This window comes from Rhodovarius crocodyli (assembly GCF_004005855.1).
Classification (GTDB): Bacteria; Pseudomonadota; Alphaproteobacteria; order Acetobacterales; family Acetobacteraceae; genus Rhodovarius; species Rhodovarius crocodyli.
On record NZ_SACL01000006.1, the window covers coordinates 153,675 to 174,025 of the forward strand.

Genomic DNA, 20,351 nt, shown 5'->3' on the forward strand with positions numbered 1-20,351 from the left:
GCCAAGGACCATGGTGGATTCTTCTGGCATTGCAGCATGGTAGAGGAAGCGCACGCATGTCCCAAGCAGAGCCTGTCGTCATCTGGGGCGCGGGTGCCATCGGGGGCACCATCGGCGCGCATCTGACGCGCGCCGGCGTGCCCGTCACCTTCGTCGACGTGGTGCCTGAGCATGTGGCCGCGATCCGTGCCGGCAGGCTCACCATCGAGGGGCCGATCAGCAGCTTCACCACCGGGGGCCCGGCCTTCCTGCCCGAGGATTTCTCCGGCAGGCACAAGCTGATCATCCTGGCGGTGAAGGCGCACCATACGGAGGGCGCGACGCGCGCCCTGGCGCCCTTCCTCGCCGATGACGGCGCCGTGGTGTCCTGCCAGAACGGGCTGAATGAGCTGGTGATCGCGGATATGGTGGGCCGCGCGCGCACCATCGGCTCCTTCGTCAATTTCGGCGCGGACTACCTGGAGCCGGGCCGCATCCTGTACGGGCTGCGCGGCGCCGTGGTGGTGGGCGAGCTGGACGGTGCGACCACCCCGCGCATCCAGGCGCTGCACGCCATGCTGCGCCTGTTCGACCAGGATGCGATCCTGAGCGACAACGTGTTCGGCTTCCTGTGGGGCAAGGCCGGCTATGGGGCGATGCTGAAATCCTCGGCGCTGACCAATGATTCCATCGCCGATTTCGTGGCCGACCCGAAGCGCCGCCGCCTGATCGTGGGCATCATCCGCGAGATCCTGTCGGTCGCGGTGGCCGATGGTGTGGAGCCCATCGGCTTCGACGGCTTCGACCCCGCCCCCTTCATGGCCAATGACGCCGAGGGCATCGACGGCTGCATGGCGGTGATGGAGCGCTACAACCGGGGCTCCGCCAAGACGCATAGCGGCATCTGGCGCGACCTGGCCGTGCGCAAGCGCCAGACGGATGTGGCGGCGCAGCTGGCGCCGGTGCGGGCCGCCGCGCGGCGCCTGGGGATCGCCACGCCGATGGCCGACAAGCTGGTGGCGCTGATCACGGCGGTGGAACAGGGCCAGCGCGAACAGTCGGGCGCGCTGGCCGATGAGCTGGGCGCGCTCGCGCCCTGACTACTGCGCTGCCCGACTACTTGGCCGGGTGCACCGCCATCCAGTGCTTCGCGATGTCGGTGCGCCGGGTGATCCAGACACCCGGCTTGCCGCCGATATAGTCCAGCAGCCGCTTCACCCCCATCGCGCGGGCGGGGTGGCCCACCAGGCGCATGTGCATCCCGATCGACATCATCTTGGGGCGGCCCTTCAGCCCTTCCTCGTACAGCATGTCGAAGCCGTCGCGGATGAAGCTGAACCAGAGATCGGCATTGCCGGTCCAGCCGGTGAACTTGCCGTCGTTGTTGGTCAGCGAATACGGAACGATCAGGTGCTTCTTGCCCTCGACCTCGGTCCAGATCGGCAATTCGTCGCCGTAATAGTCGCTGTCGTAGAGGAAGCCCCCCTCCTCCACCACCAGCCGGCGCGTGTTCAGCGAGGGTCCGTAGCGGCAATACCAGCCGTCCGGCCGGTGGCCGACGGTCTTTTCCAGGCTCTCGACCGCGCGGCGGATATGCTCACGCTCCTCCGCCTCGGTCAGTTCGGAATGCTTGATCCAGCGCCAGCCATGGGAGCACACGTCATAGCCCGCGGCGCGAATGGCCGCCGCTGCCTCCGGGTTGCGCTCCAGGGCGAGCGCGCAGCCGAACACCGTCATCGGCAGGCCGCGTTCCTCGAACAGCCGGTGCAGGCGCCAGAAGCCCACGCGGCTGCCGTATTCGAACATGCTCTCGGCCGCGAGGTCGCGGCCCTTGATCCCGTGGCCCGGCCCGTTCGCCTCGGTCAGCCCCAGCTCTGATTGGGTTTCGCCATCCATGATGGAAGGCTCGGAGCCTTCCTCGTAATTCATGACGAAATTGACCGCGATCTTGGCGTCCTTCGGCCATTGCGGGTCGGGCGGGTTGGCGCCGTAGCCGATAAGATCGCGTTTCACCTGCCAGACCATGGCCGCCTCCGTCCTGAACGGGCGAAGGCTAGACCGGGCCGGTTCAGGCGGGAACGCGCCCGGGCCGGGAAAGCCCCAGCAGATCGCGCAGCGTGCTGCCTTCATAGGCAGTGCGGAACAGCCCGCGCGCCTGCAGGATGGGCACGACCAGTTCCACGAAATCGCGGAAGCCGTCGAGGAACCAGGGCGGCATGATGTTGAAGCCGTCCGCCGCGCCGGTTTCGAACCACAGCTGCAGCGTGTCCGCCACCTGCTCGGCCGAACCGCACAGCACCCAATGCCCGCGCGCGGCGGCCGTCAGGTTGTACAGGTCCCGCAGGGACATGTTCTCGCGCCGCGCCTTGTTCAGCAGGGCGGCGGCGAAGCTCTGGTAGGTGTCGGGGATGTCGAGCTCCGGGATCGGGCCGTCGAGGTCATAGCGGCTCATATCCGTGCCGAAGCGGTCGGACAGGATCTGCAGCGCGTTGGAGGAATCCACGAAGGATTGCAGCTGCGCCAGCTTGTCCAGCGCCTCGCGCTCCGTGCGGCCCACCACGGGCATCACGCCGGGCAGGAACACCACCTCCTCGGGCCTGCGGCCATGGGCGGGCAGGCGGGATTTGAGCGCGGCGTATTGCGCCCGCGCCTCGGTGATTTCCTGGACCACGGCGAAGACCAGATCGGCGGTGCGGGCCGCGAGATCCTGCCCGGCCTCGGAACCGCCCGCCTGTGAGATCAGCGGCCTGCCCTGCGGTGAGCGGCCGATATTCACCGGCCCCTTCACCGAGAAATGCGTCCCCTCATGGTTCAGCGGGCGCAGCTTCGCGGGGTCGATGTAGCGCCCGGTCTCCCGGTTCGCCTCGATCGCGTCATCCGCCCAGCAATCCCACAAGCCGCGCACCACATCGACATATTCGGCAGCGACGGCGTAACGCTCGGCGTGCTTGGGGTGCTGGCGGCCGAAATTGGCGCCGGCCTGGGGCGCGGAGCCCGTCACGGCATTCCACACCGCCCGTCCCTTGCTGATGTGGTCCAGCGAGGCAAAGGCGCGCGCGGTGGTCCAGGGGTCGGAATAGGTGGTGGCGACCGTGCCGCCGAGGCCTATATGGCTGGTGCTGGAGGCGAGCGCGGCCAGCATCGTCAGCGGTTCCAGCCGCAGCGTGTAGGAAGGATGGGCGGCGGGATCGGCGTAGAGGTTGTCGCCCATGAAGATCAGGTCGAACAGGCCCTGTTCGGCCAGCGCGCCGATCTCGCGCACCGCGTCCATGTCCTGGAAGCTGTCCACGGCGCCCGGCATGCGCCAGCCCGCGATGTGGCTGCCCGTTCCCAGCAGGAACAGGCCCAGATGCATTGTCCTCGTCATCGCCAGAAGATCACCCTGCGCTCGATGGCGCCCACCAACCCGAAGAAGGCCAGGCTGATGCAGGACGCGACGAGGATCGCCGACCACACCTGCACGAAGTCGATCTGCACGACCGCCTGGTAGATGATCCAACCGAGGCCCCCATAGGCACCCAGCATCTCGGTCACGATCGCGACGATCAGGCTGCGCACGGTCGAAACCCGCATGCCGGTCGCGATCAGCGGCAGCGCGGCGGGCAGGCGCAGCCGCCACAGAATGGCGGCTCGGCCCGCGCCGAAGCTGCGCATCAGGTCCACGCTGCGGCGATCGACCCGGTCGAACCCCGCGAGCGCGGAGAGGAACACGGTGAACCCCACCGCGAGTGCGACCATCACCACCTTGGACGCGACGCCGATGCCGAACCACAGAAGCACCAGCGGCGAATAGGCCGCGACGGGCACGGAGTTGATCGCCATCAGCACCGGCAGCAACGGCCCACGCAGCGGCGTGACCACGGCCATCAGCACCGCGAAGCCGATGCCGAGCAGCGACCCCACGGCATAGCCAGACAGGGCCTCCAGCATCGTCAGCCAGCCGGCCGGGATCAGCGCGGCACGCGTGCGCCAGGCGGCGGCCAGAATGTCGGAGACGGCAGGCAGGGTATAGGCCGGCAGCTGGAAGCCGCGCGCGGCGCCTTCCCAGGCCGCCAGCACCAGAAGCGTGCCGATGATGCCGCGCCAGGTCGAGCGGCTCATTGTTCTGCCCCCCAGAAGACGAGGCGGCGCTCCACCCAGGCGACCAGCGCATAGAAGCCGGTGCCGAGGATCGCGCAGCAGAAGATGGCGGCCCAGAGCGCCACCACATTCTCATTGTACATCGCCTGCAGCAGCATCACGCCGAGGCCCGTGGTGTCACCGAACCACTCACCCACGATGGCGCCCACCAGGCTGAGCGACGCGGCAAGGCGCAGCGCCACGAAGATCTGCGGCAGGGCCATGGGCAATTGCAGCCGGAACAGGATCTGCGGGCCCTTCGCGCCGAAGCTGCGCAGCAAATCCACCTGGCGCGGGTCCACGGAGTTCAACCCCAGCAGCGTGTTCACCGTGACGGGGAAGAAGGTGAGGTAGAAGGCGATGATGGCCTTGGCCATCAGCGTGTTGCCGAACCACAGCACCACCAGCGCGCCGAAGGCGATGACGGGAATGGTCTGCGACACGACGAAGATCGGCAGCAGCATGTCCCGCAGGGCAGGCAGGCGGAAGAACACCACCCCGTTCAGCACGCCGATAAAGGCCCCCATGGCGAAGCCGATCAGGGTTTCGATCAGCGTGCGCAGGAAGCCCTGCCAATAGGCATGAGGCGCCTGCAGCACCGCACCCCAGATCATCTCAAGCCGGGGCAGGATATGCGGACGGATCCCGAAGGCCAGCACCGCGCCCTGCCAGACGGCGGCGGCGATGAGCAGGCCGAGGACGAGGCGAAGAACAGCCTTCACGGCAGGCCGTCAGGGGCTTGGCCCCCGGAACCCAAGAATTGCACGGGAAACACCTTCACTGGGGCTGCTCCACACTCTCATCACCAGGCCCGAGGGGGCAGCGCCCCCTCGACGCGCGTCACACGCCCCGTTCGGCCGCCGTCAGGCTTTCCATGAAGCTGTTGTTGTAGGCGGCCGGCAGGTTCACCGCCGACTTGATCACCTCGTAGCGCAGCAGGAAGTCATGGGCCGCCTTCACCGCATCCTGGTTGATCCAGAACATGCCGTTCTGCGCCGCGGCACCCGCCACCATCAGCTTGCCGGCTTCTTCCAGCATGAATTCCTGGTGCTCGCGGTTCAGGGTGGGGGCCACGGCCATCACCGCATCCACGCCGGCCTTCTTGTCGGCCAGCGCCTCACGCCAGCCACGGATGGAGGCACGCAGGAAGCCCTTCACCATCTCGGGCTTGTCGCGGGCCGTCTGCTCCGAGACGATCAGCGTGTCGCGCGGGAAGGTGATGCCGAAATCGTCCGGCACGAACACGCGCAGGTTGTCGCGGCCCATGCGGGTCATCAGCGTGTAGAACTCGTTGTAGCGCGTGGCGGTGACCACATCGATCTGCCCGTCCACGAAGGGCGTCACGCTCACCTGCTGCGGCTGCATCGTGAACTCACCCTGGCGCAGGCCGGCCTGGGCCAGCATGCCCAGCAGCACGTAGTTCGCGCCGGTGAACCAGGTGGTGATGGTCTTGCCGCGGAAATCCTGCAGCGTGCGGATCGGGCTGTTGTTGCGCACCACGAAGACGAAGGGCGTCTGCTGATGGGCGATGCCGACGCACTGGATCGGCAGGTTGCGCTCACGCGCGGCGAACACGCTGTCGGTGCCGCCCGACAGGCCGAAGGTATCGGCGCCCGTGGCCACCAGGTTTTCCGTCAGCAGGTTGGGGCCGCCGGGGTTGATGGTCAGGTCGATGCCGGCCTCGCGGTAGTAGCCGCGCTGGAGTGCCAGGTAGAAGCCCGCGAACTGGGTTTGCGCCAGCCACTTCAGCCGCAGCGTCGCGCGCTGCAGCCCCTGCGCACCCGCCGGGCGGATGGCGGGGAAAAGACCAGTGGCACCGAGGGTGCCGAGCAGTGCGCGCCTTTGCATCGTCATCTCTCCTTCAGGAACGGTAGGACGGGTCTTCGCGGTCGAGCTGGCGCAGGAAGGCAGGCCATTCGCGCTCACCGGGGATCAGGATGTCGCCCTTCAGTTCCCAGAACTGACGGGCCGCGTGCTCGCACACCTCATGCGACGGGGTCACGATCTCGGCCCCGCCGGCGACGGAGGCCTGGAGCTGCAGCTGGATGCGGGCCGCGCGCTCGAAGTAATACAGCAGCATGAAGGCCTCGCCGGGCGTGCGCCCCACGGTCAGCACGCCGTGGTTGCGCAGCAGCATCACCGGGTGGGTGCCGAAATCGCTGATCAGCCGGGTCTGCTCATCGAGGTCGATGGCCACGCCCTCGTAGTCGTGGAAGGCCTGGCGCTGATAGAAGCGCATGGCGAACTGGCTGAGCGGCAGCAGACCGGCCTTCTGCGCGGAGACGGCGGTGGCCGCGTCCGAATGGGTGTGCAGCACGCAGGCCGCATCGTGGCGCGACATGTGGATCGCGCCATGGATGACGAAGGCCGCCGCGTTCACCGGGTTCGGGTTGTCATCCAGCTTGCGGCCGTGGATGTCGATCTTGACCAGGGATGACGCCGTGATCTCCTCGAACAGCATGCCGTAGGGGTTGAGGAGGAAGGCGCCTTCCTCACCGGGCACGCGCAGCGAGATGTGGTTGTAGATCACGTCATCCATGCCGAGGCGCGCCACAAGGCGATAGCAGGCGGCAAGGGCCACGCGGGCTTCCTGTTCGGCCGGGCTCATCAATGCGCGCCCGTGCTGAGGGTAAAGGATTTCATGGCTTCCTCCTCGATCGCGTCCAGCACCTGGCGCTTGAGGGCGATGAATTCGGGCGCGGTCACGAGGTCCGCATGGCGCGGGCGCGGCAGGGGCACCGGGCAGTTCATCTTCACCCGGCCGGGGCGCGCGCTCATGACCAGCACGCGGTCGCCCAGGAACAGCGCCTCATCCACGTCATGGGTGATGAACAGGATGGTGCGGCGGTGGCGCTGCCACACATCCAGCAGCCAGCGCTGCATCATGGTGCGCGTCAGCGCGTCCAGCGCGCCGAAGGGCTCGTCGAGCAGCATCAGCTCGCGCTCGAACATGAAGGTGCGCATCAGCGCCACGCGCTGGCGCATGCCGCCCGACAGCTGGTGGGGATACTGCTTCTCGAAGCCGGCCAGGCCGAATTCCGGCAGCATGGCCAGCGCCTTGGCGCGGGCCTCCTTGCGGTTCGCGCCCTCGATCTCATTGGCCAGGATCGCGTTGTCGACCACGTTGCGCCAGGGCAGCAGCAGGTCGCGCTGCGGCATGAAGGACACCCGGCCCAGCAGCTCCGCCGCGTGGCAGGACTGGCCCTTGAAGCGCAGGATGCCGCCGTCGTCGGGTTCTTCGAGGCCGGCGACGATGTTGAACAGCGTCGACTTGCCGCAGCCCGAGGGCCCGACCACGGTCACGAACTCACCCGCATTCACGGAGAATTCCAGCCCGTTCAGCGCCTGGACGGGGCCGAAGGTCTTGGAGACGCGGCTCATCTCCAGCAGAGGGGTATCAGCAAGTTCGGCCAAGGCGGGTCGGGGCCTCTCTGGTGGTCTCGGTTTCCCCTTGATCGCGCGATGCGGCCCTGCTTGGAATACAAAGCGTGGTGGTTTTGCACACAAAGGATAGGCGTTTGTCGACACATGCGTAGCAAACAGGCAGCGAAGCAGGCAGAAAGTCCACAAAAGGGGCGCATCCCCGTCTCGGACGAGACATTGGCCAATACCCTGCACCGCAAGCTGGAAGCCGAGATCGCCGCCGGGCGAATCCCCCCGGGCAGCCGCCTGGACGAGCAGGAAATCGCCGATCTCTACGGCTGTTCCCGCACCCCCGTGCGTGAGGCATTCCGCCTGCTGGCGGCCGACCGGCTGGTCGAACTGCGGGGCCGCCAGGGTGCGATGGTGCGCGCCATCCGCGCGCAGACGCTGATCGAGATGTTCCAGGTGATGGGGGAGCTGGAGGGCCTGTGCGCGCGCCTCGCGGCGCGACGCATCACTCCCCCGCAGATCGAGGTTTTGCGCGCCATACACGCGCGGCTGCTCATCACGGCCGGCTCCGGCGTCGAGGCCTTCTATGACGTGAACCAGGAGTTCCACGAGGCGATCTATGAGGCCGCCAGCAACGAGTTCCTGGCTGAGGAAACCCGCCGGCTGCGCAACCGCGTGGCCGTCTATCGCCGCCGCGTGACGGATATGCCGAGCCGCATCGCCGACACCATCGCCGAGCATGAAAGCATCATGGCGGCCATCATCGCGCGCGATCCGGAGGCAGCGCACCGGCACATGCGCGCCCACCTGACATTGCTGGGCGAGAACCTGCTGGATTTGATCGCCGCGCTGGATTGACGATCTTGGTATGCAAATTGCAGGGTCTTTGCATACCGAAACCCGCAGGAGCGACTCGTGAAGCTCGACCTCGCCAACAAGACCGTTCTCATCACCGGTGCCTCCAAGGGCATCGGCCTCGCCTGCGCCGAGGTCTTTGCCGAGGAGGGCTGCCACCTGCACCTGGCCGCGCGCAACGGCGCCGCCATGGAGGAAGCCGCAACCCGCCTGCGTGCCGAACATGGCGTGAAGGTGACGGTGCATGAGGCCGACCTGGGCAGCACCGCCGCCATGGAAAAGCTGGCGGCCGCCGCACCCGACATCGACATCCTGGTGAACAACGCGGGCGACATCCCCGCGGGCTCGCTCGACGTCGTGACCGATGAAGCCATCCGCAAGGGCTTCGACCTGAAGGTGTTCGGCTACATCACCCTCACGCGCCTCTACTACCCGCGCATGAAGGGCAAAGACGGCGTGATCGTGAACATCATCGGCAATTCCGGCGAGAACTGGGATGCCAGCTATTTCGCGGGCTCCACCGGCAACGCGGCCCTGATGTCCTTCACCAAGGCGATCGGCGGGCGCAGCATGGATGACGGCATCCGCGTGGTGGGCATCAACCCCGGCCCCGTCGCCACCGACCGCATGATCAAAATCATGCGCCGCAAGGCGATCGACATGCTGGGCGACGAGAGCCGCTGGCAGGAGTTGAACGACAAGTATCCCGGCAAGCGCCCCGCCACGGCGCGTGAGACCGCCGACCTGACGGCGTTCCTCGCCTCTCCGCGCGCGGGCTACATCTGCGGCACGATCGTGACCATCGACGGCGGCATCGCCGCACGCGGGAGCGTGATCTGATGTCGGGTGCTCCCGTTTCTAATGCCTTGATCCGCAATCGCTATTTCGATGAACTGACTGCCACGCCCGATCTGGCCTGGATGGGCCAGAACACCAACCACATCCCGGCGCATCCGGCGGTGAAGGCCGCCATGATCGCGGCCATCGAGGCCGGCGAGTTCAATGCCTATGCCCCGCCGCTGGGCTTCGAGGCGCTGCGCGCGGCCATCGTGGCCGATCTCGGCCTGACCGGGGCCGAGGCCATCGTGACCGAGGGCGGGGTGAACGCGCTGGCGCTCGTCTGCCGCGCCCGCTGCAAGCCCGGCACCACCTTCGTCACCACCGACCCGACCTGGAAGTGGCCCTGCCTGTTCGCCCGCCAGGCGGGGGCGGAGGTGATCGAGATCCCGATCTACGACGCCGCCTGCGACTACCGCCTGACGCCGGCCGCGCTGGAGGCCGCCTGCGACGAGCGCACCACCGTGATCTACCTGGTGGACCCGAACAACCCGCTCGGCATCCGCTACACCGAGGAAGAGATCCGCGCCTTCGCGGCCATCGCGCAGAAGTTCAACGCGCTGCTGGTGCATGACTGCACCTACCGCGACTTCGCCGACGGGCACTTCCCCGCGCTGAAGGCCGCCCCCGACAATGCCGTGGTGTCGGTCAGCTTCTCGAAGTGGCTGGGGCTTGCGGGGCTTCGCATCGGCGCCCTGGTGGTGCCGCCCGCCCTGTTCGAGGAATTCGCGGCCCAGGGCACTTCGGTGCTCGGCGCGTCGGTCATCGCGCAGCGCGCGGCTATGGCGGGTCTGTCGGTGAAGGCCGAATGGATGGCCGAGGTCCGCCGCATCGACACGGCGAACAAGGCCCTGATCCGTGATGCCTTCCTGAAGCTGCCCGGCTTCTCGTTGCCGGTGTACCCCAGCCACGGCAACTTCCTGGTCATCGAGACCACGGAAATCCGCCCCGAGGCGCTGGTGGAGGCCGCTCGCCGCCACGGCATCATGATCCGCCAGGGCACCTACCACACCGCCCGCTTCGGCGACCGCTTCATCAAGATCAGCACCTCGGTCCCCGCCGAATGGGCGGAAAAGCTGGTGCGCCTGCTGCCGCAGCTGGTCGAGGAAGCCCGCAGCCTGAATGATGTGCCGGCCCAGTTCTGAGGAAGACGCCCATGCCCAAGATCACGACGCCCGACGGCATCCAGCTGCATTACGAGGAAGCGGGCGAAGGCACGCCGATCCTGTTCATCCATGAGTTCGGCGGCAACCACGAAAGCTGGGAACCGCAGATGCGCTATTTCGCGCGCCGGCACCGCTGCATCACCTACGCCGCGCGCGGCTATCCGCCCAGCGACGTCCCGGCGGATGTGAACCAGTACAGCCAGCTGATCGCGGTGGCCGATGCGGTGGCGATCCTCGATGGGCTCGGCATCGCCAAGGCGCATATCGTGGGGCTTTCCATGGGCGGCTTCGCCACCGTGCATTTCGGCCTGCACGCGGCCGACCGCGCGCTGTCGCTGACGGTGGCCGGTGCCGGCTACGGCGCGGAGAAGCAGTTCGAGGAATACTTCCGCGGCGTGTCGCTGGAAGTGGCCGAAAGGTTCGAGGCAGGGGCCGCCGAATTCGCCCCCGTCTATGCCGAAGGTGCCTCGCGCGTGCAGTTCCAGAACAAGGACCCGCGCGGCTGGCGCGAATTCGCCGACCGGCTGGCCACCCATTCCAGCCAGGGTGCCGCCAACACCATGCGCGGCGTGCAGGCGCGCCGGCCCTCGCTGTATGACCTTGAGGCCGAGCTGGCGGTGATGGAAGTGCCGACCCTGGTGGTGGTGGGCGATGAGGACGACCATTGCCTGCAGCCCGGCATCTTCCTGAAGAAGACGCTGCCGGCCTGCGGCCTGTCGGTCTTTCCCAAGACCGGCCACACGCTGAACCTGGAAGAACCCGCCATGTTCAACGCGATCCTGGCGGAGTTCATCGCCCAGGTCGAAGCCGGTGCGTGGAAGAAGCGCGACCCACGCGCGCTGCCCGGGCAGATCATGCGGACGAAGTAACCCCGCATGAGCATCTCCACCTGGGACCGTCTCATGTCCCTCGCCGCCATCGGCGATACGCAGGATGGCGGCGTGAACCGGCAGGCCCTGACGCCTGGCGAGGCTGAAGCCTGGCGCCTGCTGCTGCGCTGGGCCGCAGAGGCCGGGATGGAAGCCGCGACCGATGACGCGGCCAACCTGTTCCTCACCAAGCCTGGCCGCGATCGCTCCCTGCCGCCCATCATGCTCGGCAGCCATATCGATACCCAGCCGACGGGCGGCAAGTTCGACGGCGCCTTCGGCGTGATCTCCGCCTTCAACGCCGTCGCTGCCTTGGCGGCGCCGCCGCGCGACGTGACGGTGGTGGCCTGGATGAACGAGGAAGGCAGCCGCTTCGCCCCGGGGATGATGGGCAGCGAGGCGTTCAGCGGTTACCGCCCCATCGAGGCCATCCGCGCCTGCCGCGACGCCGGCGGGGTTACGGCCGGTGAGGCGATCGACGCGCATCTGGCGCAGTTCCCGGACCTGCCGCGCCGCCCCTTCGGCTTCGAGGTCGCGGCCTATATCGAACCGCACATCGAACAAGGGCCTGAGCTTGAGGCCGCCGCCACCCCCATCGGCATCGTCACCGGCATCCAGGGCAAGATCACCTGGGAGATCGTGCTGACCGGCGCCGAGGGCCATGCCGGCACGCTGGCCATGGCCGATCGACGCGACGCGGTCGTGGCCTTCGCCCGGATGGCCGCCGAGATGCAGCGCCTGGTTGGTGAGGCCGACCCGATCGTGAAATTCACCATCGGCATGGTGAAGGTGGAACCGAACGCACCTTCCGTGGTGCCGGGCCGCGTGACCTTCCGCATCGACCTGCGCCACCCCGATAACGCCGCGCTGCAGGCCGCCGGTTCGCTGCTGGAGGCCACCGCCGAGCGTCTGGCCGCGCCCTGCGCCGTGCAGGTCACCCGGCTGGTGGACGCGCCGAGCAACGAGTTCGACCCCGAGCTGCGCGCGCGCATCGCCCGCGCGGCCGAGACGCTCGGCATCAGGGCCATGCCGATCCTGTCTGCGGCCGGGCATGATGCGCGCCACATGGCGCCGCGCTGTCCCTCCGCGATGATCTTCATTCCCTGCCGGGACGGCATCAGCCACTCGCCGCTGGAATGGTCCACGCCCGAGGATGTCGAGGCTGGGGCCGCCGTGCTGGCCGAAACCCTGCGTAGCCTGCTGGATGAGGATGCCTGAGATGGACATGGCCGAGCTGCCCGTGCAGTTGCCGAGAGAGCCCGCGAGCCCCGCCGCGGCCCGCGCGCGCTTCTTCAACTCGGGCAACGCCTTCAACATCAAGCTGCCCGCCGTGCCCGCCGCCGAGTTCAGCGGCGTGGCCGAGGCGGCCCTGGCGCCGGACGCACCGACCGGCCTGCTGGCCTGCGACCAGTCGGGCGCCATCGGCTGCGGCTTTCCCGCCACCAGCCCGCTGATGCTCGCACGCTATGCCACCGTGGCGGCCGGCGAGGCGCTGGAGCTGGCCTTCGCCAGCACCGGTCTGATCGCCTATGTCATCCAGGGCGCGGGCGAGGTGACGGCCGGCGGCGAGACCTTCCTCTACGGCGCGGGCGATGTGTTCCTGCTGCCCGGCACCGCACAGCTGGCGGCCACCGCGCGCAGCGTGCTGTGGCTCGTCACCAATGAGCCCATGCTGGCCTTCGAGGCCCTGGCCCCCGCCCCTGCCATGCTGGCCCCGGTGCACTACCCCGCCGCCGAGATCGAGCGCCAGCTGGCGTTGATCACCGGCATGGGCAGCAACGACACGACCTCAGGCCACGCGCTGATCTTCTCCTCCGACGGGCTGGAGGCATGGCGCAACATCACGCCCACGCTCACGCTGTCGCTCAACACCCTGCCGCCCGGCCAGGCGCAGCGCGCGCACCGGCACAACTCGGCGGCCATCACGCTGGTGGTTCAGGGCGAGGATTGCCATTCGATGATCGCCGGCGAACGGCACTGCTGGTCGCAGTGGAACACGCTGGTGACGCCGGCGGGCGACGCGCATTCCCATCACAATGGCGGCGGGGTGCAGGCGCGCTTCCTGATCGTGCAGGATGGCGGGCTGCACTATCATGCGCGGAGCATGGGGTTTCAGTTTCTGGAAGAGTGACTGTTCTTTTTTGGAAAAAAGAACCAAAAAACTTTCGTCAGTTTAGGGCGCACCTGATGGCCAGTCGCACCCTAAACTCGAAAAGTCTTTTTGCTTCTTTTTCTTCAGAAAAAGAAGATCACCCCTCAATACCGCCGCCGCGACTGCCCTGGATCATCGACAGGAATTCCTTGCGCGTCGACAGGTTCTCGCGAAACGCGCCCAGCATGCGGCTGGTCACCATGGTCACGCCCGGCTTGTGGATGCCGCGCGTGGTCATGCACTGGTGCGCCGCCTCGATCACCACGGCCACGCCCTTGGGTTGCAGCACGCTCTCGATCGTGTTGGCGATCTGCGCCGTCAGCTTCTCCTGGATCTGCAGGCGCTTGGCATAGGTCTCGACCACCCGCGCCAGCTTGGAGATGCCGACCACGCGCCCGTTCGGCAGATAGGCCACATGCGCCTTGCCGATGATGGGCACCATGTGGTGCTCGCAATGGGATTCGAGGCGGATGTCGCGCAGCACCACCATCTCGTCGTAGCCGTCCGTCTCCTCGAAGGAACGGGCGAGCATCTCGACGGGGTCGTCGGCATAGCCCTGGAAGAATTCCTCATAGGCACGCGCGACGCGGGCGGGGGTGTCCACCAGCCCCTCGCGGTCCGGGTCGTCACCGGCCCAGAGCAACAGCGTGCGCACGGCGGCCTCGGCCTCGGCGCGGCTGGGGCGCTGGATGGGGTTCTGCGACAGGCGGTGCGGAGGCGTGACTTCGTTCATGGGCGTATCAGAATCCCGATTGACCCGCCCTGCAAGGGCAGACCGGAGCGGGGCGCGCCGACGGGCACCCTGCCACGCCGTATCATCCCGTTCCGCAGTAACAGATGGGGGCGGATCGCGTCGCCGCAACCCGCCCCCATCAGTGTCCGAGCGCAAGGCTCAGATTAGTCGCGGGCAGCGGCACCCAGCTCGGCGGCCAGCTCGGCCTCGAGGGTGGGCTCCTCCTCACGCACGGGCTCCTCGCCACGCGCCTGACGGTCGGCCTCTTCGTAGCTGCGCGCCACGTTCACGATCACGGGGATATGCACCTCGGGGTGCAGTTCCACGCGCACGGTGAACAGGCCGAGCGTCTTGATCGGGTCGACCAGCAGGACCTGCTGGCGGCCGATGGTCAGGCCCGCTTCCTTCGCCGCTTCGGCGATGTCGCGCGCGGAGACGGAGCCGTACAGGCTGCCGCTCTCACCGGCCTGACGGATCAGGACCACGCCCAGGTTCTCGACGCGCTCGGCCAGGCGCTCGGCCTCGTCGCGACGCTTGATGTTCTGGGCCTCGAGCTGGGCGCGCTGGGCGGAGAAGCGCTCCAGATTGTCCTTGCTCGCACGGATGGCCTTGCCCGAGGGCAGGAGGAAGTTGCGGGCGTAGCCAGGCTTAACCTTAACCACCTCACCCATCTGGCCGAGCTTGTCGACCCGCTGCATCAGGATCAGTTCGATCATTGTTGTATCTCCTAGGTCTGCGGCGGCGGCGAAGCGCGCCGCGCCCATTGTTCGTAAAGGCCCAGGCCCACCATCAGGGGCGCCAAGAATTGCAGGAACAGCACCATCGCCACGTAGAAGGCCGCCAGCCAGACGCCGCGCCCCGCCAGCTTCCGATGCACCGCTGCGACACCCATCATGAAGAAGGGCAGCAGCAGCAGGATCAGCAGCGACAGGGCGACCGCCCCACCCAGCACCACCGTGGCGGCAGCAGCCGCCAGCACCAGCACCAGGTACCAGCCCGGCATCCGCGCCTGCGCCGGTGAGGGCGCGGGCAGGATGGCCAGGCCGCGCTTGGCCAGGAAGCGCTGGGCGATGCCGGCATTCACCGACAGCGTCAGCGCCATCCAGAAGCCCACGGCCGCCGCCATCACCCGCGTCACGGCCTGGATCACCGTCTCCGGCAGATCCTGGCCCATGCGGCGCGAGCCCTGTTCCACCACCGCGCGCATCAGCGGCTCAATGCCGCCGGAGGACGCGAACCAGCCCGCCAGTGCCAGCAGCAGCGCGGCCGGGTAGAGACCCAGCAGCGCCAAGGGCAGCGAGAGGTCCTGCCCACCGGGCCTGAGGGCCAGGCTGACGAGCAGGGCGGCCGGCACCGCGAAGATGCCGAGGAAGATGGCCATGGCGGCGGTGTTGACCGAAACGGCCACCACCGCGGCGCCCACCGCCACCGCAAGCCAGGCCGGCAGGATGCCGAAGCCCAGGCCCGCGGCCAGGATGGGCAATGGTGCGAACCACATCGCGACGCTGCCCAAGGGCAGCCCGCGCGTGGCCCACATCAGCAACAGGGCCGCGACGAGGCCCGCGGCGGAACCCGCCAGCGCTGCCGGATTGTCGAAGCCCTTGGTCATGATGGTGTTACCCGGACCCTGCCTGCTCAGTCGGCGATCACGTAGGGCAGCAGGGCCAGGAAGCGGGCGCGCTTGATGGCCTGGGCCAGCTCACGCTGCTTCTTGGCGCTGACCGCGGTGATGCGGCTCGGCACGATCTTCCCGCGCTCGGAGAGGAAGCGGGAGAGCAGGCGCACGTCCTTGTAGTCGATCTTCGGCGCGTTGGGGCCGGAGAACGGGCAGGACTTCTTGCGGCGGTAGAACGGCCGGCGGGCGCCCACGGCGGGGCGGCGGGCGGCGGGAACGAGCTGCACGTCGTCGCTCATGGGGATTACTCCTCGATCTCGGAAACGTCGAGCTCATCGCGCGAACGGGCGCGGAACTCTTCGCGGTCGTCGCCACGGCCACGGCCGGAGGCGAAGCGGCCGGTGGGCTTGGGCCCACGGAAGCCGCGCTCACGGTCATCACCGCGCTTGGCGAGAATGGCCGAGGGCTCCTCGGAGATTTCTTCGATGCGGATCGTCAGCGTGCGCAGCACGTCCTCATGCAGGCCGAGCTGGCGCTCGACTTCGAGGATGGTGGGGGCATCGGCTTCGATACCGAGCAGCGTGTAGTGGCCCTTGCGGTTCTTCTTCACGCGATAGGCCAGGGACCGCAGCCCCCAGTACTCGCGCTTGCGGACCGCACCGCCATGCTCGGAGATCAGGGTCTCCAGCGTGTCGGTGGTGGTATCCACCTGCTGTTGCGAAACGTCGTTGCGCGCGATGAACACGCACTCGTACAGCGGCATGTGTGCTCCCTTCGGATGAGCTCAGCCCGGCGTGGCCAACCATTGGACACAAATGGGCATAGCCGCGGCGCGCCAACGCCACGGCAGGGACGGTGGGGCGTAGACAACGGCTGGGCGCGGAAGTCAAGGCCGTATCGCGCCCGGCGGCACCATGCTTCACTGCCCCCGCATACAGGAGGCCGGCATGGCAGGCTCGTTCCTCGGCAGGCTGAAGTCGCTCCTGGGCCGCGGCGCGCCGGCGACACCCCCGGCCCCTGCCCCGTTCCGCCCGCCTGTGCCCGCCTGGCGGCCCGGCTTCGAGCAGCCGCTGGACCGGGTGGTCGACCGTATATCCTATTACGCCAACGGCGCGCGGGACTTCTGCGTGTTCCGCCACGGCACCTGCGTGCTGCTGCCGCCGGGGCTGGACGACGCGGCCGCGCGCGAGCACGCGCTGGGCGTGCTGCACGCCATCCTCCATCAGCACCCGGACATGTCGCCCAACCCGATGGACGACGGCAATATCATGGTCGGCTACAACCACCCGGCCGTGAATGTCGTGCTCAAGGACGTGGCCGAGGCCCATTGGGACGAGATCGAGGCGCGCCACATGGATGGCCTCGCGACGCATGAGGTGCTGTTCACCCCGCTCGGCCGCAACGTGTTCGACGATTTCGGCAAGCAGGCGCTGCTCGGCCGGGCCTGGATGTTCATGGATGCCCAGGCGCCGCAGGTGGTGCGGATCAGTCGTTCGCCCCGCGCTCCAGCGTGACGCTGGCGGCGGCACCGCCCAGCACGCTCAGCAGCCGCGCGATCGGCAGGCCTGTCTCGGCCGCCTCCTCCAGCAGCTGATCCATCCGGGCGGCCAGTGCCAGGGCATGGGCCTGGCCCATGCCGGCCACGATCAGCCCTGCATGCCATTGCGAGAGGAAGCGCATCTGGGCCTCGGCCTGGAAATCACTGTCCTCGAACACGCACGCCCTCCCGTCCTGTGGCGGGGCACCATGACATGGCCTGCTTGCGCTTTCGTGAACGGCGCCGGCAATCGCCGCTTAACCATGCGGGGGAACTATCGCCCGGTGACCACACTAGCACCCCAGCGATTCGACCCCGTCTTCTTCCCGGGCCTGGAAGCCGAGGAGGCCTGGCCGCCGCCGCGCTTCGACTTCGCGGCCTCCTGGCTCAACGACCCGGACCTGGCCTTCGAGCGCGGCACCTCAGGCGAGATCATCTTCGTGCGCCGCTGCGATTCGCTGCGCCTCATCCTCGACATCGAGACGGCGCACACGGCGCTCGACATCAAGCCGCGCAGCCGGGACTTCCTGCTGCTGCGCCTGATGCCCTCGGCCCTGCGCTTCACCCAGGCGATCAGGCCGGGCGCCCCCATGCCGCCGCCCCTGCTGGGCGGGCCCATGGTGCCGGCGGCCGAACACCACCTCTATGCCGCGACCACCACGCTGGTGGGCGCGCTGGAACGCAGCGGCGGCGCAACCGGCGTGGCGCTGCTGGAGGCCCTGCGCCGCACCGACCCCGGCCCCGCCATGTTCGAGATGGCCGCCGCCCGCTGCGTGGCCGAGAACGGCTTCGGCCTGGAGCAGGTGGGGGTGCTGGCCCGCAGCCTGCAGCGCCTGGCCCAGGCCCATGCCGAGGTGCTGGCCGCCCACGCCATCCAGCCCGACTATGAAGGGATGGAGCGCATGGTGGCCTCCGCCGCGCGGGTGCAGCTGCTGGGCGGGCGCTGGACACGGGACCTGCTGGCCCATGCGCTGCAGCAGCTGGAAGCCGTGATCGCCACCCCGCGCACCACCGCCGAGACGCTGATCCGCACCGCGACCGAGGCCATGGAGAAGCAGTTCTACATCGGACAGTCGACGGAACTGGTCGAGCAGCAGGCCCGCCTGCGCGACCGGCTGATGGACCTGGCGATGTTCTGGCAGCGCACCGCCGCCGCCTGGGCAAGCGTGCATCCCGAAACCGCGGACCGGCGGGACCTGGATGCCCTGGCGCGCAATGCGCTCAGGCGCCTGCAGCTGGCATCATTGTACCGGCAATAGGAACGGGCGGGGGTCTGCCCCCGCCCGCCGGGATCAGCCGCGCGCGACCTTCACCGCGTTGCGCGCCGCGACCATCATCAGCCCCACCTCGTTGGAGACGGTGGCCAGCTTGAAGCCCATCTTCAGCATGCGGGCAGAGTATTCCGGCGTGCCGTTGTGGATGCCGGCCGCGATGCCCCGCTTGGACGTCTCCTTCAGGATCTTCTCATAGAGGCCCAGGATGAAGGGGTCCTCCACGTCCAGCTTCGGCGTCAGCCCGTAGGAGAAGGAGAGGTCGGACGGGCCGATATAGACGCCGTCGATGCCGGGCACGTCCAGGATGGCCTCCAGATTCTCGATCGCATCCTTGGTCTCGATCATCGGGATGACGAGGATCTCGTCATTGGCGGTCATCTGGTAGCTGCCGCTGCCGCCATAGACGCCGGCGCGGATCGGGCCGTTGCTGCGCGTGCCGTGCGGCGGATACTTGGAATACTGCACCAGGGCGGCCGCCTGCTCGGCCGTGTTGATCATGGGGCAGATCACGCCATAGGCGCCGGCGTCCAGCACCTTGCCGATGATCCCGGGCTCGAGCCAGGGCACGCGCACCATGGGGGTCACTCCATGCGGCTGCATGCCCTGGAAGCACGCGACGCATGAGAGGTAGTCCTGCACGCCGTGCTGCATGTCCACCGTCACGCTGTCCCAGCCGCACTGGCTGAACATCTCGGCGGAGAAGGCGTTGGGGATGGCGAGCCACCCGTTCACCACGCCCTTGCCCTGCTTCCATGCCTCTTTGACTTTATTGGCCATGCGCGCTTCCTCCGCTGTGCTGCCTGGATCGCGACGCTAGGCGGGGCCGGTGGCGCGATCAAGCGGGGGCCGGCCATCCATGCATGCTGCATCGCACTTGCATGCATCACCGCCCATTTGCGCCGCCCACTCGCGCCCCGCCGCGCGCGGGTCTAGCGTGGCGGCATGTGGCAAGTCTCCTCAGAAACCGGCCGGCTCACGGATGTGCTGCTCTGCCCGCCCTCCCACTATCGCTGGGTGCCCACCAACAGCATCGTGCGGCGCACGCTGGCGGCGGGTGGCGCCATGCCGAACCAGGCGGAGCTGGCCCTGCAGCACGGCGAGCTGCGCGACGCCCTGCGCGAAGCGGGCGTGCGCGTGCACCTGCTGCCGCCCGAACCCCACCTGCCCTACATGGCCTATACGCGCGATCCCGCGATCGTGACGCCCTGGGGCCCGGTGCTGGGCCAGCTGGAACGCCCGCAGCGGCGGGGCGAATACGCCTCCTATGTCCGCTTCTTCGAGGGGCATCTGTGGCACATGTCCTCCGCCGGCACGGTCGAGGGCGGGGATGTGCAGATCATCCGCGACGGGCTCGCGGTCATCGGCTGCTCGGGCGGGCGCACGAATGAGGCGGGCGCCGAGCAATTGGCCGGCTGGCTGCGGGACCAGGGTTGGGAAGTCCGCGTCGAGCATTTCGACGAGCATTTCCTGCATCTGGACGTGCTGTTCTGCATGGCGGCCCCGGGGCTGGCCCTGGCCGCGCGGGAGATACTGGGGCCGGATTTCCTGGCCTGGCTGGCGCGCCACAACATCCGCACTATCGACGTCACCTATGACGAGGTGATGCATCTGGGCGCCAATATCGTCTCCCTGGGCAATGACAGGGTGATCTCGGCGCTGGAATCGGTGCGCATCAACCAGGCGCTGCGGGCCGAGGGGCTGACGGTGCTGGACCCCGCGCTGTCCTTCTTCACCATGGGCGGCGGCGGGCCGCATTGCCTGACCTGCCCGCTGATCCGCGAAGGCTGATCCCGCAGCCGCGAGGGGGCTGACTTCCTGCGCCCGGCGCCTGGGTGTATCGCTG

At 68.1% G+C, this 20,351-nt stretch carries 24 protein-coding genes; 10 read left to right on the forward strand and 14 right to left on the reverse strand.

Annotation, left to right across the window (positions count from 1 at the left end; translation table 11 throughout):
- Positions 1-56: 56 nt before the first annotated feature.
- Positions 57-1,079, forward strand: coding sequence for a ketopantoate reductase family protein (locus EOD42_RS17480; RefSeq protein ID WP_127788858.1), 1,023 nt, complete (start codon positions 57-59; stop codon positions 1,077-1,079).
- A gap of 16 nt (positions 1,080-1,095) precedes the next feature.
- On the opposite strand, the gene EOD42_RS17485 is transcribed toward EOD42_RS17480, so the two are convergent.
- The 7 genes from EOD42_RS17485 to EOD42_RS17515 form a co-directional block, all read right to left on the reverse strand.
- Complete coding sequence (locus EOD42_RS17485) at positions 1,096-1,992, reverse strand: polysaccharide deacetylase family protein (RefSeq protein ID WP_240655198.1); 897 nt, start codon at positions 1,990-1,992, stop codon at positions 1,096-1,098.
- Between the two features lie 55 nt (positions 1,993-2,047).
- Positions 2,048-3,346: an LLM class flavin-dependent oxidoreductase gene (locus EOD42_RS17490; protein ID WP_127788860.1), complete on the reverse strand. Its 1,299-nt coding sequence runs from the start codon at positions 3,344-3,346 to the stop codon at positions 2,048-2,050.
- The gene (locus EOD42_RS17495) at positions 3,343-4,080 is read right to left on the reverse strand and encodes an ABC transporter permease (protein WP_127788861.1); all 738 of its coding nucleotides are present in this window, start codon (positions 4,078-4,080) and stop codon (positions 3,343-3,345) included. Before EOD42_RS17495 ends, EOD42_RS17490 begins: the two co-directional genes overlap by 4 nt.
- The gene (locus tag EOD42_RS17500; protein WP_127788862.1) at positions 4,077-4,820 is read right to left on the reverse strand and encodes an ABC transporter permease; all 744 of its coding nucleotides are present in this window, start codon (positions 4,818-4,820) and stop codon (positions 4,077-4,079) included. The genes EOD42_RS17495 and EOD42_RS17500 overlap by 4 nt, the downstream gene beginning before the upstream one ends.
- Before the next feature lie 118 nt (positions 4,821-4,938).
- Entirely contained in the window at positions 4,939-5,946 is a 1,008-nt protein-coding gene (locus EOD42_RS17505; RefSeq protein ID WP_206020389.1) for an ABC transporter substrate-binding protein, read from the reverse strand.
- 13 nt (positions 5,947-5,959) lie between these two features.
- Positions 5,960-6,706 carry a class II aldolase/adducin family protein gene (locus EOD42_RS17510; protein ID WP_127788864.1) on the reverse strand — a complete coding sequence of 249 codons (747 nt, stop codon included), beginning with the start codon at positions 6,704-6,706 and terminating at the stop codon, positions 5,960-5,962.
- Entirely contained in the window at positions 6,706-7,479 is a 774-nt protein-coding gene (locus EOD42_RS17515) for an ABC transporter ATP-binding protein (protein ID WP_127788965.1), read from the reverse strand. Before EOD42_RS17515 ends, EOD42_RS17510 begins: the two co-directional genes overlap by 1 nt.
- Positions 7,480-7,626: 147 nt before the next feature.
- Here EOD42_RS17515 and EOD42_RS17520 point away from each other — a divergent pair, with 147 nt between their 5' ends.
- From EOD42_RS17520 to EOD42_RS17545, 6 genes are read left to right on the forward strand one after another with little or no spacing between them, the layout of a single operon-like run.
- Entirely contained in the window at positions 7,627-8,328 is a 702-nt protein-coding gene (locus EOD42_RS17520) for a GntR family transcriptional regulator (RefSeq protein WP_164867992.1), read from the forward strand.
- A gap of 57 nt (positions 8,329-8,385) precedes the next feature.
- Complete coding sequence (locus tag EOD42_RS17525; RefSeq protein ID WP_127788866.1) at positions 8,386-9,165, forward strand: SDR family oxidoreductase; 780 nt, start codon at positions 8,386-8,388, stop codon at positions 9,163-9,165.
- Positions 9,165-10,307, forward strand: coding sequence for a pyridoxal phosphate-dependent aminotransferase (locus EOD42_RS17530; RefSeq protein ID WP_127788867.1), 1,143 nt, complete (start codon positions 9,165-9,167; stop codon positions 10,305-10,307). The genes EOD42_RS17525 and EOD42_RS17530 overlap by 1 nt, the downstream gene beginning before the upstream one ends.
- Before the next feature lie 11 nt (positions 10,308-10,318).
- Positions 10,319-11,197: an alpha/beta fold hydrolase gene (locus EOD42_RS17535; RefSeq protein ID WP_127788868.1), complete on the forward strand. Its 879-nt coding sequence runs from the start codon at positions 10,319-10,321 to the stop codon at positions 11,195-11,197.
- Between the two features lie 6 nt (positions 11,198-11,203).
- Entirely contained in the window at positions 11,204-12,415 is a 1,212-nt protein-coding gene (locus EOD42_RS17540; protein ID WP_127788869.1) for a M20 family metallo-hydrolase, read from the forward strand.
- 1 nt (position 12,416) lies between these two features.
- The gene (locus tag EOD42_RS17545) at positions 12,417-13,328 is read left to right on the forward strand and encodes a cupin domain-containing protein (RefSeq protein ID WP_164867993.1); all 912 of its coding nucleotides are present in this window, start codon (positions 12,417-12,419) and stop codon (positions 13,326-13,328) included.
- Positions 13,329-13,446: 118 nt separating this feature from the next.
- Here the strand turns inward: EOD42_RS17545 and folE are convergent, their stop codons facing one another.
- The 5 genes from folE to rpsF all read right to left on the reverse strand — a co-directional run bounded on the left by folE (position 13,447) and on the right by rpsF (position 16,460).
- Positions 13,447-14,082: a GTP cyclohydrolase I FolE gene (gene folE / locus EOD42_RS17550; protein WP_127788871.1), complete on the reverse strand. Its 636-nt coding sequence runs from the start codon at positions 14,080-14,082 to the stop codon at positions 13,447-13,449.
- A 164-nt stretch (positions 14,083-14,246) separates the two neighbouring features.
- Complete coding sequence (gene rplI / locus EOD42_RS17555; RefSeq protein WP_127788872.1) at positions 14,247-14,798, reverse strand: 50S ribosomal protein L9; 552 nt, start codon at positions 14,796-14,798, stop codon at positions 14,247-14,249.
- An 11-nt stretch (positions 14,799-14,809) separates the two neighbouring features.
- Positions 14,810-15,691, reverse strand: a complete 882-nt coding sequence (locus EOD42_RS17560) for a hypothetical protein (RefSeq protein WP_127788873.1) — start codon at positions 15,689-15,691, stop codon at positions 14,810-14,812.
- A 26-nt stretch (positions 15,692-15,717) separates the two neighbouring features.
- Positions 15,718-15,996, reverse strand: coding sequence for a 30S ribosomal protein S18 (gene rpsR / locus EOD42_RS17565; RefSeq protein WP_127788874.1), 279 nt, complete (start codon positions 15,994-15,996; stop codon positions 15,718-15,720).
- Positions 15,997-16,001: 5 nt separating this feature from the next.
- On the reverse strand, positions 16,002-16,460 hold the full coding sequence (gene rpsF, locus EOD42_RS17570) for a 30S ribosomal protein S6 (RefSeq protein ID WP_127788875.1): 459 nt from the start codon (positions 16,458-16,460) through the stop codon (positions 16,002-16,004).
- A 184-nt stretch (positions 16,461-16,644) separates the two neighbouring features.
- Here rpsF and EOD42_RS17575 point away from each other — a divergent pair, with 184 nt between their 5' ends.
- On the forward strand, positions 16,645-17,211 hold the full coding sequence (locus EOD42_RS17575; RefSeq protein WP_127788876.1) for a hypothetical protein: 567 nt from the start codon (positions 16,645-16,647) through the stop codon (positions 17,209-17,211).
- Here EOD42_RS17575 and EOD42_RS17580 read toward each other — a convergent pair.
- Positions 17,183-17,413, reverse strand: a complete 231-nt coding sequence (locus EOD42_RS17580) for a hypothetical protein (protein ID WP_127788877.1) — start codon at positions 17,411-17,413, stop codon at positions 17,183-17,185. The genes EOD42_RS17575 and EOD42_RS17580 overlap by 29 nt on opposite strands.
- Before the next feature lie 105 nt (positions 17,414-17,518).
- On the opposite strand from EOD42_RS17580, the gene EOD42_RS17585 reads away from it, so the two are divergent.
- Complete coding sequence (locus EOD42_RS17585) at positions 17,519-18,493, forward strand: hypothetical protein (protein WP_127788878.1); 975 nt, start codon at positions 17,519-17,521, stop codon at positions 18,491-18,493.
- A 33-nt stretch (positions 18,494-18,526) separates the two neighbouring features.
- On the opposite strand, the gene EOD42_RS17590 is transcribed toward EOD42_RS17585, so the two are convergent.
- A complete protein-coding gene (locus EOD42_RS17590) occupies positions 18,527-19,285 on the reverse strand; it encodes an HpcH/HpaI aldolase family protein (protein WP_127788879.1) in 759 nt (252 codons plus the stop codon).
- Between the two features lie 165 nt (positions 19,286-19,450).
- On the opposite strand from EOD42_RS17590, the gene EOD42_RS17595 reads away from it, so the two are divergent.
- Positions 19,451-20,296 carry a dimethylarginine dimethylaminohydrolase family protein gene (locus EOD42_RS17595; RefSeq protein ID WP_127788880.1) on the forward strand — a complete coding sequence of 282 codons (846 nt, stop codon included), beginning with the start codon at positions 19,451-19,453 and terminating at the stop codon, positions 20,294-20,296.
- Positions 20,297-20,351 lie beyond the last annotated feature (55 nt).